Consider the following 11,659-nt stretch of genomic DNA (forward strand, 5'->3'; position numbering starts at 1 on the left):
GCTCCTAGCGCTTGCCCTTTTTCCGGGATCCCTTGCCGCGGCCCTTGTCCGGGTTCGGGGCGTAGCGCTGCGCCACCTTGGGCTTCTTGACGGCCGGACCGCGCCGGTCAGGCTTCGGTTCCTTCTTGGGCTTGTCCTGCTGGGCGGACGGCTGGCGGGAGCTCGCGGCGGTGCGGCCGCGGACAATGCCGATGAACTCCTCGATTACCTCATCCGTGGTGTCGCTGGGCCAGGCCACGGCGATCTCCGTCGTGGGTGCCCCGGTGAGTTTGCGCGCCACAGTGTCTTTGACGTTGAAATGGCGGGCCACGGACATCGGCAGGATTACCAGGCCGGCCCCGGCGGCCACCACCTGCAGCGCCATTTCCGGGCCGCCGAGTTCGGCGACGTCCAGGAACGACTCCTTGGACAGATCGGCCAGGTCCACCTCCTCGAACACCGAGATCTCGTGTCCCTTGGGCGCCACCACCACGGGCTGTTCCTCATACAGGGGAATGACGCTCAGGCCCTCGCGCTCCACCGGCAGCCGGACGAAGCTCAGGTCCGCGGAACCGTCGCGCAGCACGGTGAGCTGGGCGCCGTCGTCGGACATAAAGGAGCGCAGCGGAACGTCGGGCATCCGCTCCTCCCAGCGCCGGGTCCACTTGCCCGGGGTCACGCCGGGGACGTAGGCGAAACGCAACTCCCGCACGGCTGCTTCGGCTGGGGCGTCGGTGGTTTCGTCGGGGGTCTGGGGTGTTTCTTCTGCTGCGGACACATGTTCACAGTACCGCCCGGCCCGGCGCATGGCGGGTGTCAGAGTTCAGTGCCGGTGCCCAGTCAGCCGCTGGCCGGATACCCTTGAAGCATGACCTCTGCAAACTCCCAGTCCATGAAGCCGGCCACCGTTGCCAAGAAGCTTGGCATCTACCTGCCCGCAACACCCCAGGAGTTCCAGGATTCGGTCATCACCCGCGCCGATTTCGCCGAGCTCCAGGCCAACCCGCCGGAGTGGCTCGCTGAACTGCGCCGCAACGGCCCGCACCCCCGCCCGGTGGTCGCGCAGAAGCTCAACGTCTCCATCAGCGGCCTGGCCCGCGGCGGCGTCGAGGAAGCGCTGACGACGGCGGCAATCACCGCGCTGCTGCAGGCTCCCCCGGCATGGCTGGTCGCCGAACGCTCCACCCACGCTGCCGTCCGCGCCGAGGCCCAGCGGGTCAAGGACGAGGCTGCGCAGAAGGACGCCAAGAAGGCGCGCGCGGCCGCCGAGTAGCCGCGGCTGACGGCACCGGCTCAGTCCTGGTGGAGCTGGACGAAGTTCCCGCACCCGTCGTCGAACACTGCCGTCGTCCCCCCGGGTCCGACGGAGGGCTCGCCCTGGAACATGACGCCCTTGGCCGTGAGCCGCTTGAACTCGGCCCGGACATCGGTCACCCCGAAGACGATCGCGGGCAGCCCGGCGTCGTGGCATCCGTTCATGTAGGCGGCCCCGATCGGGTTGTCGCTGGGCTCCAGCAGGAGCCCGACCGTTCCGCCTCCGGAGCCGGCCGGGTCCTTTACGATGTAGAGGTTGTGCTCCGGCATGGCCATGAGGCTCTCGAAGCCCAGGATTCCGGTGTAGAACTCGAAAGCAGCGGCGGGGTCCTTGACGTGGATGCTGCACATTTTCAGTCGCATGAGGCCTAGGCTACGCCGGGACCGCCCCGGGTGGGAACCGGACGCTCCGCTCCGGGCTCCCGCGCAGTTCCGGGACCATTGACGGCCCGCCTGCGATGGATTCCAATGGAATCAGCGGAACCGCGCCCGCACCGGGCCGGATCCCTGGAGGTGTTGGAATGCCGTCTCTGTTCGCGCCCGCCCCATTCGCGCTGTGGCAACTGCTTGCCCTGGCCGTCGTCGTCGTGTGCGCGGCGGGAGCCTCGGTCTATTGGGTCCGGAAGCATCTGGCGGCCGACGACGATGGCCTGCCGGATGCCGTGTTCTGGGACGGTTTCGCCGGGCTCGCCATCGTTGCGCCGGCCGTGATCCTTCCGGCCCTGGCAGCACCGTGGGCCGGCCTGCTGCTCGGGGTCCTCGCCGCTGCGGCGGCTGCGGCCTCCTATCTCTGGACGCCCACGGTCTTCAGCAAGCAGGAGGCCCGGCGTTTCTCCCGGGAAACTGCAGCCAGCAACGAGGCCGCCGAGGCACGGCACCGCAGCGCCCTGGCCAGGTGGCAGCGCTACGAACTCGACCCCGGACACTGCATCGACTACCCCGCCATGAGTGACCCGCGGCAGCCGGAGACGGCAGCCCTGATCCGGGCGATGAAGGCCGCGGAGCGGCTCCGCGGCGGGGCCGACGCCAGCTATGCCCCGGCCGTGGCACGGCTGGAACAAGCCCTCGCCGACGCCGAACGGGCTGCCGGCGTCCGGCACGACGCCCCGGCCCGCGCTGCCGGATCCCCGACGGCGGATCCCGCGCTCGGCTGATACCCCGGGCATCTCGCGCCCTGCGCCCCCACGCCCCTGTATTCCCCGGTTACCCCCAAAAGGAAGCACCATGACAGACATCACCATCATCGGCAGCGGCAACATGGCACGGGCGATCGGAACCCGCGCCGTGGCCGCCGGACGCCCGCTCCAGATCCTGGACCGGACCCCGGAGAATGCGGCCAAACTCGCCGCCGAACTGGGCGCTGACACCACCTCCGGAGGGCTGGGTGATATCCCGGAAGGGGACATCGTGGTGCTGGCCCTCTACTTCGGGCCGGCCAAGGAAGTGGCGACGCACTACGGCGACACCCTCAGCGGCAAGACCGTGGTGGAGATCAGCAACCCGATCAACCCGGACACCTTCGATTCCCTCACCGTCGAGCCGGGGACCTCGGCCGCCGAGGAGATCGCCGCCCTGCTGCCGGGGGCGGCGGTGGTCAAGGCCTTCAACACCACGTTCGCCGGACCGCTGACGGCCGGAGCCGCCGGCGGGATGCCACTGGATGTGTTCATCGCCTCGGACTCCGAGGAGGCCAGCAACCAGGTTGCCTCGTTCGCTGCAGCCGCGGGGCTGCGGCCCTTGCGGGTTGGCGGCCTGCGGCATGCGCGGGAGCTGGAGGGATTCCAGCTCTTGGTGGAAGCACTGCAGGCCAACCCCGCCTACGAGTCCTTCAACCGGGGGACCGGGCTCAAGATCGTCGACTGAGGGCGGCTACAGTTCCACGGTGCCGCTTTCGCCCACGCTCATGCGGCTGTGCATGACCTTGGACTTGACCCACTGCAGCACGGTCGCGGCGGTCCCACCCGGGCTGGTCCAGTACTCGGCTGAATCAGATTCGACGTGCAGCAGCACCACTTCCGGAGTATCCGGACCGTCCGGGAACCAGGCCTCGACCATCTGGTTCCAGAGCTCGTGGATCTTCGCGCGCTCCGTGACAACTTCTGCCGTTCCGGCCACCGACACCCATTCCGTCCCCTTGCCAAACGAGACATTGACGGCCGGGTGCGCCCGGACGTGGGCCACCTGGGAGGTGGTGGCGGACGTGAAGAACCACATGTCGCCGTCGTCTAACACGTCCTGGACTGCCAGCGGCCGGCTGACCAGTGCGCCCGCTTCATTGACGGTGGTGAACATTCCGATCCGCGAATCGTTGATGATGTCCGTAACTTTGCTGATGTTTCCTGCATCCGACATGCTGTCACCTCGTTCTGGTTCCGAACGGGGGAAGGTCCCCCTCCCGCCAGCCTATTGGTAAGTGTGCTTACTTTCCAATGGCTGCCGGAAGGAGGACCTTCCCAGTTCGTTGCTGCCGGGGCTCAGTAGCCCTGGGCCAGGACCTTGCCCTTGAAGAACTCCGGGCGGATCTTGTACATGACCAGCATGAGCACCACGCCCAGCAGGATGACGCCCATGCCGAGGATGAACACGAGGCCGATGCCGCCGACGGACGAGCCGGAACCGTACGCCGGGTCCATGGAGTCATAGGCGGTCTTGAAGAACATCACCAGCAGGATGACGCCACCCAGGAGCGGGGACAGGAACTTGAAGAAGAACGCGTGTGCCCCGCTGAACGCCTCGCTCCGGAAGAACCAGACACACGCCAGGGCGGTGATGCCGTAGTAGAAGCAAATCATCATGCCGAGGGCGGTAATGGTGTCCCACAACGCGTTCTCGGAGGTGGTCCGGGTGATCACGTAGAACGCCGCGGCGGCGACGGCCGCCGCAATGGTGGCGTAGCTCGGGGACTTGAACGTGGGGCTGATCTTGCCGAACTTCGCCGGCAGCGCCTTGTAGTGGCCCATCGCCAGCAGGGTCCGGGCCGGTGACACGAACGTCGACTGCAGGGACGCGGCCGAGCTGCTGAGGATGGACAGGGACATCAGGATGGCGAACGGACCCATGACCGGTCCGGCGAGGACGGCGAAGATGCTGCCCTGGTTCTCCGGGTTTCCGGCTCCCAGGCCTTCGTTTCCGATGCCCGCGAAGGACAGCGTCGCAAGTGCGACGGTCATGTAGATGATCACGATGACCAGCACGGTGATGGTGGCCGCACGGCCCGGGGTCTTCTCCGGGTTGCGGGTTTCCTCGTTCATGGTCAGGGTGACGTCCCAGCCCCAGTAGATGAAGATCGAGAGGGAGACGCCGGCCGCGAAGGCCGAGAACGAACCGACGGCGAACGGGTTGAACCAGTCGGGGGTGATCGCGGTGGCGTCGAAGGCTGTGCCGTTGGCGACGTGGCTGAAGGCGGCGACGGCGAACCAGCCGAGCACGATGAGCTGGAACGCAACCAGCACGTACTGGACACCCTTGGTGGTTTCCATGCCGCGGTAGGAGATCCAGCACGCCAGCGCGATGAAAACCAGCGTGGTGGCGATGTTCAGGGGCAGGTTCAGGGTCAGGTCAGCGAGTTCGGGATTGCCGAACAGCTGGGCCAGCATGAGGTAGAAGAAGTCCACCGCCACGGCTGCCAGGTTGGACAACACAATGATGGTCGCGGCGATCAGTCCCCAGCCGCCCATCCAGCCGATCCACGGCCCAAAGGCGCGCGAGGCCCAGGTGAAGGAGGTTCCGGCGTCGGGCATGGCGTTGTTCAGTTCCCGGTAGCCAAACGCGACGAGCAGCATCGGAATGAAGCCCACCAGGAAGATGGCCGGCAGCTGGACCCCGACCTCGGCGACGGTGGGGCCGAGGGCCGCAGTCAGGGTGTAGGCCGGGGCAATACAGGACACACCGATGACGACGGCGCCGATCAGGCCCACCGATCCGGCTTTGAGGCCCTTGGCGCTAAGTCCTGCTTGCGTGTCGTGCGAGGTCTTGGCCGTCGCGTGTTCGGTGCTCATTGGTGTGCCTCTCGGGAGGTGTCATTCGACGTTGAATGGTTCTGGTGCTTGAGTTCGTAGCCGCCGGGCACCACGAGCATCGGCACCGGGAGGGCGCGCAGGATCCGGTTGGCGGTACTGCCCAGGAAGATGGAGCGGGCCTGGGCCAGCCGGCTCGACCCGATTATCAGGACCTCGCCGTCTTCCCAGTCGAGGCCGTCCACGGCCTCTTCGATACTCCGGCCCTGCGCCACGACAACATCCGTCCTGGCGGCCAGCTGGACGCCCGACGGGCTGACCGGCGCGGCTGACGCGACGGTCTTTTCCGCGTACTCGCGGGCGGCTTCCGCTGCACCGGTCGGGTCGCCGCCGTCGAGCGCGAGCAGTGACACCACCCGCAAGGGGACCCCCCGGTTCGCCGCCATGCCGATGGCGAAGTCGAGCAGCTTTCCGGCTCCCGTCCGGGTTCCGAGTCCGCAACTGATCCGGGTCAGGGCCTCCGTGCGGTGGTAGCCGTGGGGTGCCAGCGCCACCGGAACCGTTGAGGCGTGGAGCAGTGCGCTGGCCACCGAACCGATGGTGAAACGCTTGAACAGCCCTGCACTGGTTGCCCCGATGACGAGGATGTCCGCCCCGAGCTCCTCCGCCGCCTCGATCAGCGCCTGGGCATCGGAGTCCCCGGTGCGGACGTGCGCCTGCGCCGGGACGTCGGCCGGAACGAGGGCGAGGGCCTCGTCGAGCCACTGGCGCGCCTGTTCGTTCAGGAGGTTCTCGAAACCGGCCTTGGGTGCATGGGCGGCGCCGAACTGCTGGACTTCCGGCACCACCAGCACCAAGTCCAGGCTGGCACCGCGGCCCCGTGCCAGCGACACGGCCAGGTTCACGGCATCGTGGCCTCTGGCATTGGCTGAATACCCCACTACGTAACGCATCTGGCCGATCCTCTCTGAGCTGTTGCGCGGGTTGGGTGGAAGGGACTAATTGGAGGCCACGGAGGCACGGTCTGCCGCTGCGACGATCCGGGCTGCCGTGTGGCGGCCCATCCGGACGGCGCCGTCGACGTGCTGGTACCCCTCGGCGGCGAGGTCGGAGGAGGACCAGTAGATCGGCCCGACCGGCGCGTGCTGGTCCTTGCCGTACCGGTGCAGTCCACCAAGGTCGTAGCTGGAGGCATAGGCGCCCCGGGTCCACTCCTCGGAGCCCCAGTCCGACTCGTAGTACACCTCCGGTTCGAGGGCCTTGTCCCCCAGGAAGCGGGCCATCGATTCGAGGATGGCGCGGCGGCGGTCCTCGGCGCTGAGCTCGAACATGGCATCGGCTTTTTCATCCGAGACGAAGCCCACCAGTGTCCCGCGGGGGTCTTCGTGGTTGGTGTTGTCGTAGACCTCCTGGACCAGGGCACCGGCTCCGAAGCAGGTTCCGGAGAGGCCGTCCTCGCGCCAGAACGGGGTGCTGTAGACGGCATGGACCTTAATGACCAGGCCCAGCGACTGGTGCTGGTGCATCTGGTGCTGGCGGCGCGGCAGCGGCGGGTCGAAGGAAACCCGGGTGTAGAGGTTCGGGGGCACGGCCATGATGACGAACCGCGCATTCACGGTGGCGCGTTCGGAGATGGCGGTCACCCGCTGGGCTCCGTCTTCGCCGGTTCCTTCAGTTCCTGCGGCCGGGGACGGCACCCAGTTGATGGTGCGCACCGGGCTGTCGAGGACGACGTCGTCGCCCAGTTCGGCGGCGATCAGGAGCGAGACCTGCTGCATTCCGCCGACCACCCGCTTGTCGAGGATGAAGTCCTCGTCGGTGAGGTGGGTGAAGGATCCGGCGGAGGCAGCCATCAGCACTGCCTGCAGGGCGGAGAAGGCGTGGGCCGGTTTGGTCAGCATGCCGCCGGCAATGAAGAGGCCGATGTTGTTGCAGGCTTCCTCGTCCGAGGAGTTCTCCCGCAGCCAGTGGTGGAAGGAGATGGTATCCAGCTCGCGGGCCTTGGGATGCGCCCACGGCTCGGTGGGGCCGATCTCGGCGGCGAGGGAATCCAGCAGCGCGGTGAGTTTGTCCATCTCGGCGGCGGTGGTTTCGCTGACCGGGAAAGTGTCGCCCGTATATAGGGTGCGCTTGCCGTCGGAGCCGATGTAGACGGATTCGCCGTCGCGGTAACGGGAATAGGTCTTCAGGCCAAGCTCGTCCAGGAGCGCCAGGAGTTCGGTCTGGTCCGGGGAAACCCACTGGCCGCCGATTTCCAGCATGGCGCCGTCGATCGTGTCGGTCCAGGTGCGGCCGCCGACACGGTCGCGCGCCTCCAGGACGGCCACGCTCAGGCCGGCCTTCTTCAGTTCCCGGGCTGCGGTCAGCCCGGCGGGGCCTGCTCCGACGATGACGACGTCGCGGTCAAGTTCCAGCATGATGTCCTCTCTGTGGCCGCAAAGTGATGCGGACCACTAAATGAATGCCATTCATTTAGACTCGACTATAGACCCTTCGGGTGCGCCAGGGAAGACCCTTTGCCGAAGAAATTCGCCCGTAAAGTAGGGGCAGAATGGGAGGGCCCCTTCAACGGCAGAAAGGCCAGCAATGCCGGCATCAACCAGTGCCCCTGCGGATCCGCACCGCCAGGATGCGAAACCGCGCCGCCGGGCGGGCAGGCCTGCTGCCGCCGTCCTCGACCAGGACGGCATTACCGCGGCAGCGCTGCAGCTCATCGGGAAGAGCGGCTATGACGGGTTCACCATGGCGGCATTGGCGCGGACGCTCAACGTGGCGCCGTCGGCCTTGTACAACCACGTCTCGTCCAAACGGGACGTGCTGGTCCTGGTCCAGGACCACCTGACCTCGTTTGTGGATGTATCGGCCTTCGACGCCGAACCGTGGGACCGTGCGGTGCGCAGTTGGGCCTGGAGCTACCGCGACGTGTTCTCCAAGCACACGCCGCTGATCCCGGTGATCGCCGTGCTCCCGGTTACGGACGCGCCCAAGACCCTGGCCATGTACGAGGCCGTCAGTGCAGGATTCAGCCGGGCAGGTTTCCCGCAGGAGCGGATTGTTTCAGCGATCGTGGCACTGGAGTCCTTCATCTTCGGCTCGGCGTATGACGTCACTGCCCCGGCGGACATCTTCGACTCCGGAAGCATGGCGGCCTCGACGCCGAATTTCACCGCGGCCGTCGCCCGGCTGGCCGACCAGGGCTACGAGAACCAGGCCGATGTCGCCTTTGAGCTGGGACTCGACGCGCTTGTCAGCGGCCTTGGCGCGCTGCGGGCGTAGGCGGCGCAAGGCCCCCGGGCGGTCAGAAGCGGGGTTATAGGACAAAACGTGTGTATGGATTGTGCCTGTTTCCCAGTGACGGCGGGGGAAATCCGGGGTAGCTAAGCTTTGAAAGCTTAGGGTGGCTGGGGTGCTTGTATATCTCTGGAATGTTTGATTTGTGGTCGTGCGCTGGTTCGGAACGGAAAAACGGCGGCTGGCAAGCAGCGGTACCGGTGTCTGGAATGCGGGGCGAGCCGCTCGGGTGAACGCCCGGATGTGAGCCGGCGCGCGGAGCTGGACGCCTTTCTGGGCTGGTTGTTGGGCGCCGGCAGCCAGGCAGGGGCTGTCTCGTTCGGCACGGCCCGGTCGTTCCGGCGCCGCACGGCATGGTGCTGGAATATTTCCCCGGCGATACCGGCCACTGGCGAGGTCCATGATCAGGTCCAGATCGACGGGATCTACGTCGGGTCGTGGTGCTGTCTGATCGCGATCGCCGGAGAGCACGTGATCGGCTGGCAGTGGTGCGACACCGAGAAAAAGGCTGCCTGGGCTGCCCTGCTTCAACGGTTCCCCGCGCCGCGCGTGGTGATCACCGACGGTGGTTCCGGGATCGCGGCCGCATTGTCTGACTGCTGGTCCGATAGCGCCGTGCAGCGCTGCCTCGTCCACGTCCAACGCAACGTGCGCACCCACTTGACCAGCCGGCCCAGGACCGAGGCAGGAAAAGCCCTCCTGCGCCTTGGCCGGGCACTGACACGGATCCGCACCTCGGCGCAGGCCGCGGCGTGGCTGGGCCACCTCAACGACTGGTACCAGGACTACGGGGACCTGGTCCGGGCCCGGACCTACCGCGGCACCACCACCCCGGCGCCGGCCTGGGTGCGGGCGAATCAGACCTGGTGGTTCACCCACGACAGGCTCCGCAAGGCCTACCGCCTCCTGGAACGAATCAGCCAGGCAGGGACGCTGTTCACCTACCTCCGCCACGAGTTCATCGGACTCGACATCGCCGCCACGACCAACCGGATCGAAGGCGGCACGAACGCCCAGCTTCGCCTGATCCTGCGGGCCCACCGCGGGATGAGCGAGGAGCACCAGAAACCGGCCATCGAGTGGTATCTGTACCTGCATAGCGAAACCCCGGTCCCGCCCGCCCGGCTCATCCGCCCGGAGCACCAAACGCCCATACGCCTACCGGCTCAGACCGCCCCCGACCAACCCCACGGACCCGAGGAATACGGCAAAGCAGCCACCGCAGAAGAAGGCCTCTGGGCCCGCAAAGGATGGGCAGGACGACCCTGACACGCCCAAGCCATACACACATTTTGGCCGCTAACCCCCGTTTTCTCCTATAACCCCAGAAGCGGCGCCAGACAAAAAAGAACCCCGGTCCGAAGACCGGGGTTCTTTTGTTTGCGTGCGCGAGGGGGGATTTGAACCCCCACGCCCTTTCGGACACTGGCACCTGAAGCCAGCGCGTCTGCCGTTCCGCCACTCGCGCGCAACTTCTTTCACTCAATCCTGGCCCGGAATCCGGACCACCAACCTCGTGAAAGCAGCGAGATCAAGCATAACGGACAACAGCGGGAAAACACCAATCGGCCCCCGGAGGGACAGCAGTGGGGACAGCAAGGTGACACCAATGGGGACAACCACGGGCCAGGAGCGGGGCAGTAACAAGGGGCCGCAAGGAGGCGCCGCAGGGTGCCCGGGGGTCCTCCCCGCCGGCCGGACAGGGTCGACGTCAGCGCATGTCAGAGCCGGGCCGCCGCAATTTTCCAGCGCGGAGTGGCGACGCGCATTAAGGCCATTCCCAGACTCGCCCAGTAGTATCTGATGTAGGAGTGCCCGTTACCAGCGGGCTCCCGCAGATGTGGGAATCCGAGTTCCGGAACGAATGCTGCCCTGCAGCCGTCACGAAAGGAGAAGGACCATGGGATTGCTGGACAAAGTCGAGCGCGGCATCGAAAAGGCCGTCCGCGGAGTCTTCTCCACCGGTTCTCGTGCCCAGGTTGAGCCGGTCGAGATCGCCAGCCACCTCCGCCGCGAGGTGGACAACAAGGCCCTCACCATCGCCGCGGGACGGACCCTCGCCCCCAACGTCTTTGATGTCCTCCTCAGTGACGCCGACTTCCAGCGGGCCCAGGAATGGGGCACACCGCTCGCCGAAGAACTGTGCGACGTCGTCATCAACCACGTGCGCAGCCAGGGATACACCCTCCAGGGTCCCGTCCGGATCAGCTTCCGCCGTGACGAGGAACGCCGCGCCGGAGACTTCGAGATCAAGTCGCGGACCGAAAAGTCCCCGTCCCCCGCGCAGCCGGCGGCGCACGGCGGCATGCCTGCCGCGCCGACGCGCCAGCCCTCCCGGATGCAGCCTGTCCTGGACATCGACGGGCAGCGGTACTCCCTCAACGCGCCCTCGATCGTGCTGGGACGCTCCTCAGAAGCAGACATCCTTATTGATGACACCGGCGTTTCCCGTCGCCACCTGGAAATCCGGACGGGGACTGGCACTGCCCAGGCCGTCGATCTGGGCTCCACGAACGGCAGCTACGTCAACGGCCACAAGATCGTGGGGTCATCGGAACTCACCGACGGCACCACGATCACTATGGGACGGACCAAAATCATCTTCCGCCTTTTGCCCGCCAACCCAGGCGGCCGCCGGTGAGCGAACTGACCATCACGGCCCTGCGCTTCGGTTTCCTCCTTCTCCTGTGGGTGCTGATCTTCAGCATCGTTGCCGCCATGCGCCGCGACCTCATGATCGGCCGCAAGGCCGCGGCGGGCGCCCCGACGGCGCGGCAGGTGCGCAAGAACCCGGCCCTGGCCGAACCGGCCGCCCCCGTCAAACAGCAGCCCCGCCAGCTGGTCGTCACGGAAGGTCCGCTCAAGGGCACAACGATTCCGCTGGCGGCGAGCCCCATCCTGCTCGGCCGTGCCCAGGAGGCCACCCTCGTGCTGGAGGATGACTACGCCTCGGGCCGCCATGCCCGCCTGTTCCCGCAGGGCAGCCGCTGGTTCATTGAGGATCTTGGTTCGACCAACGGCACCTATCTGGCCGATCAGCAGCTCACCAGGGCGCTGCCGGTTGAGTTGGGTGTCCCCGTGAGAATCGGCAAGACGGTCATCGAATTGAGGCCGTAGCC

At 66.8% G+C, this 11,659-nt stretch carries 13 protein-coding genes and 1 tRNA gene; 7 read left to right on the plus strand and 7 right to left on the minus strand.

What is annotated here, in order from left to right; genetic code table 11:
- Nucleotides 1–4: 4 nt before the first annotated feature.
- On the minus strand, nucleotides 5–757 hold the full coding sequence (locus GXK59_RS17280; RefSeq protein ID WP_237393940.1) for a LysR family transcriptional regulator substrate-binding protein: 753 nt from the start codon (nucleotides 755–757) through the stop codon (nucleotides 5–7).
- Between the two features lie 90 nt (nucleotides 758–847).
- Between GXK59_RS17280 and GXK59_RS17285 the strand changes: the two genes are divergently transcribed.
- Complete coding sequence (locus tag GXK59_RS17285; protein ID WP_160668611.1) at nucleotides 848–1,252, plus strand: DUF5997 family protein; 405 nt, start codon at nucleotides 848–850, stop codon at nucleotides 1,250–1,252.
- A gap of 20 nt (nucleotides 1,253–1,272) precedes the next feature.
- On the opposite strand, the gene GXK59_RS17290 is transcribed toward GXK59_RS17285, so the two are convergent.
- A complete protein-coding gene (locus GXK59_RS17290) occupies nucleotides 1,273–1,656 on the minus strand; it encodes a VOC family protein (protein WP_160668612.1) in 384 nt (127 codons plus the stop codon).
- 158 nt (nucleotides 1,657–1,814) lie between these two features.
- Between GXK59_RS17290 and GXK59_RS17295 the strand changes: the two genes are divergently transcribed.
- Nucleotides 1,815–2,447, plus strand: coding sequence for a hypothetical protein (locus tag GXK59_RS17295; protein ID WP_160668613.1), 633 nt, complete (start codon nucleotides 1,815–1,817; stop codon nucleotides 2,445–2,447).
- A gap of 70 nt (nucleotides 2,448–2,517) precedes the next feature.
- Nucleotides 2,518–3,156: an NADPH-dependent F420 reductase gene (locus tag GXK59_RS17300; RefSeq protein WP_160668614.1), complete on the plus strand. Its 639-nt coding sequence runs from the start codon at nucleotides 2,518–2,520 to the stop codon at nucleotides 3,154–3,156.
- Between the two features lie 6 nt (nucleotides 3,157–3,162).
- On the opposite strand, the gene GXK59_RS17305 is transcribed toward GXK59_RS17300, so the two are convergent.
- The 4 genes from GXK59_RS17305 to GXK59_RS17320 form a co-directional block, all read right to left on the minus strand.
- Nucleotides 3,163–3,645: a pyridoxamine 5'-phosphate oxidase family protein gene (locus GXK59_RS17305; protein WP_160668615.1), complete on the minus strand. Its 483-nt coding sequence runs from the start codon at nucleotides 3,643–3,645 to the stop codon at nucleotides 3,163–3,165.
- Between the two features lie 122 nt (nucleotides 3,646–3,767).
- On the minus strand, nucleotides 3,768–5,291 hold the full coding sequence (locus GXK59_RS17310; protein ID WP_160668616.1) for an APC family permease: 1,524 nt from the start codon (nucleotides 5,289–5,291) through the stop codon (nucleotides 3,768–3,770).
- A complete protein-coding gene (locus tag GXK59_RS17315; RefSeq protein ID WP_160668617.1) occupies nucleotides 5,288–6,202 on the minus strand; it encodes a universal stress protein in 915 nt (304 codons plus the stop codon). The genes GXK59_RS17310 and GXK59_RS17315 overlap by 4 nt, the downstream gene beginning before the upstream one ends.
- 45 nt (nucleotides 6,203–6,247) lie before the next feature.
- Nucleotides 6,248–7,666 carry a flavin monoamine oxidase family protein gene (locus GXK59_RS17320; RefSeq protein ID WP_160668618.1) on the minus strand — a complete coding sequence of 473 codons (1,419 nt, stop codon included), beginning with the start codon at nucleotides 7,664–7,666 and terminating at the stop codon, nucleotides 6,248–6,250.
- 169 nt (nucleotides 7,667–7,835) lie between these two features.
- Between GXK59_RS17320 and GXK59_RS17325 the strand changes: the two genes are divergently transcribed.
- Together GXK59_RS17325 and GXK59_RS17330 are read left to right on the plus strand one after the other, a co-directional pair.
- Complete coding sequence (locus tag GXK59_RS17325; RefSeq protein ID WP_160668619.1) at nucleotides 7,836–8,525, plus strand: TetR/AcrR family transcriptional regulator; 690 nt, start codon at nucleotides 7,836–7,838, stop codon at nucleotides 8,523–8,525.
- 153 nt (nucleotides 8,526–8,678) lie between these two features.
- Complete coding sequence (locus GXK59_RS17330) at nucleotides 8,679–9,809, plus strand: IS1249 family transposase (protein WP_160668620.1); 1,131 nt, start codon at nucleotides 8,679–8,681, stop codon at nucleotides 9,807–9,809.
- Nucleotides 9,810–9,925: 116 nt separating this feature from the next.
- On the opposite strand, the gene GXK59_RS17335 is transcribed toward GXK59_RS17330, so the two are convergent.
- Nucleotides 9,926–10,008, minus strand: a tRNA-Leu gene (locus tag GXK59_RS17335).
- Nucleotides 10,009–10,440: 432 nt separating this feature from the next.
- Between GXK59_RS17335 and GXK59_RS17340 the strand changes: the two genes are divergently transcribed.
- Nucleotides 10,441–11,181: an FhaA domain-containing protein gene (locus GXK59_RS17340; RefSeq protein WP_160668621.1), complete on the plus strand. Its 741-nt coding sequence runs from the start codon at nucleotides 10,441–10,443 to the stop codon at nucleotides 11,179–11,181.
- Nucleotides 11,178–11,657, plus strand: coding sequence for an FHA domain-containing protein FhaB/FipA (locus tag GXK59_RS17345; protein WP_024368146.1), 480 nt, complete (start codon nucleotides 11,178–11,180; stop codon nucleotides 11,655–11,657). Before GXK59_RS17340 ends, GXK59_RS17345 begins: the two co-directional genes overlap by 4 nt.
- Nucleotides 11,658–11,659: the final 2 nt, after the last annotated feature.

Source organism: Pseudarthrobacter sp. ATCC 49987, from assembly GCF_009928425.1.
Lineage (GTDB): Bacteria > Actinomycetota > Actinomycetes > Actinomycetales > Micrococcaceae > Arthrobacter.

Coding starts and splice junctions, on each gene's coding strand:
- GXK59_RS17340 (WP_160668621.1), top strand. CDS start 10,441: ATGGGATTGCTGGACAAAGTCGAGCGCGGCATCGAAAAGGCCGTCCGC.
- GXK59_RS17295 (WP_160668613.1), top strand. CDS start 1,815: ATGCCGTCTCTGTTCGCGCCCGCCCCATTCGCGCTGTGGCAACTGCTT.
- GXK59_RS17310 (WP_160668616.1), bottom strand. CDS start 5,291: ATGAGCACCGAACACGCGACGGCCAAGACCTCGCACGACACGCAAGCA.
- GXK59_RS17320 (WP_160668618.1), bottom strand. CDS start 7,666: ATGCTGGAACTTGACCGCGACGTCGTCATCGTCGGAGCAGGCCCCGCC.
- GXK59_RS17285 (WP_160668611.1), top strand. CDS start 848: ATGACCTCTGCAAACTCCCAGTCCATGAAGCCGGCCACCGTTGCCAAG.
- GXK59_RS17290 (WP_160668612.1), bottom strand. CDS start 1,656: ATGCGACTGAAAATGTGCAGCATCCACGTCAAGGACCCCGCCGCTGCT.
- GXK59_RS17315 (WP_160668617.1), bottom strand. CDS start 6,202: ATGCGTTACGTAGTGGGGTATTCAGCCAATGCCAGAGGCCACGATGCC.
- GXK59_RS17325 (WP_160668619.1), top strand. CDS start 7,836: ATGCCGGCATCAACCAGTGCCCCTGCGGATCCGCACCGCCAGGATGCG.
- GXK59_RS17305 (WP_160668615.1), bottom strand. CDS start 3,645: ATGTCGGATGCAGGAAACATCAGCAAAGTTACGGACATCATCAACGAT.
- GXK59_RS17300 (WP_160668614.1), top strand. CDS start 2,518: ATGACAGACATCACCATCATCGGCAGCGGCAACATGGCACGGGCGATC.